The sequence below is a fragment of the Mesorhizobium sp. M1328 genome, from assembly GCF_040318075.1.
Taxonomy (GTDB): Bacteria; Pseudomonadota; Alphaproteobacteria; order Rhizobiales; family Rhizobiaceae; genus Mesorhizobium.
The window spans coordinates 1-1314 of the sequence record NZ_JAMYLO010000076.1 but is presented as its reverse complement, the minus strand read 5'-3'; the positions used below and the strand labels follow the sequence as shown (position 1 = coordinate 1314).

At 63.7% G+C, this 1314-nt stretch carries 1 pseudogene; it reads left to right on the top strand.

What is annotated here, in order from left to right:
- Positions 1 to 107: 107 nt before the first annotated feature.
- Positions 108 to 1314, top strand: a pseudogene (locus NKH23_RS34410) (IS30 family transposase); the annotation flags it as partial.

The following is a 1314-nucleotide window of genomic DNA, read 5'->3' as shown; positions in this document are numbered from 1 at the left end:
TCAATGCAGATGGTCGGCCATCCTTCGGCGCGGATACCATCATACAGCTAGGCTGCCAGCGAGCAGGCTTCCAGCCCGATGCGCTCCAGCGGCAGATCGACTTGTGAATCGGCCCAGTTGCGGGGCGATCTGAACTCCAACGATTCTGGTTGGGGATAGCGCAAGGGATGAACCCGCGAGGATGCTGCGCTGGCGGCTGGTATGTCGCAGCCTGTTGGAACCAGATTGTTCCGACAGGCGGGCGGCATGGCACCAGCGGTGTTCAGATCTTCGACCAAGCCGCCGTCCGGGCGGTACCTCTCGTTGGCGGAACGTGAGGAGATCGCACTTCTTCGCATTCAGGGTCTTTCGAGACGCGAGATCGGACGCCGACTTGGCCGATTCGCCTCGACCATCTCCCGTGAGCTACGACGCAATGCCGCGACGCGCAGCGGCGGCCTGGAGTATCGTGCATCGACAGCCCAATGGCACGCCGAGCGATCGGCCCGCCGGCCCAAACCGACCAAGCTTGCGCTCAACACAACCTTGCGCACTTATGTGGAGCAGCGACTGGCCGGCGTCGTCATGACCCCGAGTGGCGCTGCCGTTCCTGGTCCAGCCGTTCCGTGGAAGGGTCGCCGGCATGGCCCGCGAAAGGATCGGCGATGGGCTAGGGCTTGGAGCCCGGAGCAGATTGCCCGACGCTTGCCGATGGACTTCCCGGACGACAAGACGATGCGCATCAGCCACGAAGGAACGGGACGCGTGCTGCGGGTTCCCAGGGCGCGCGTACGCAGGCGAGGCAAGAGCTTGTCTCGCCGGAGATCATGATCAGTCAACGCCCCGCCGAAGCGGCCGATCGCGCGGTGCCGGGTCACTGGGAGGGAGACCTCATCCTTGGTCTTGGCAGCTCGGCGATCGGAACGCTGGTTGAGCGTACGACACGCTTCACGATGTTGCTGCATCTTCCCCGGCTTACGGGGCATGGCGAAGTTCCGCGAATGAAGAATGGGCCTGCTCTCGCGGGACACGGAGCGAAGCCGTGCGCGATGCGATTACGCGCACGATCATGACCTTGCCCAAGGAGCTGCGTCGTTCGCTGACCTGGGATCAGGGAGCCGAAATGGCTCAGCACCATCGCCTCAAGATCGATGCGGGTGTCCAAGTCTACTTCTGCGATCCGCAAAGCCCATGGCAGCGTGGCACCAACGAGAACACCAATGGGCTGCTGCGTCAGTACTTCCCGAAAGGCACCGACCTGAGCGTCCACAGCGCCGACGAGATCGCCGCCGTGGCCGCGGCCCTCAATGCCCGACCAAGAAAAACCTTGGGCTG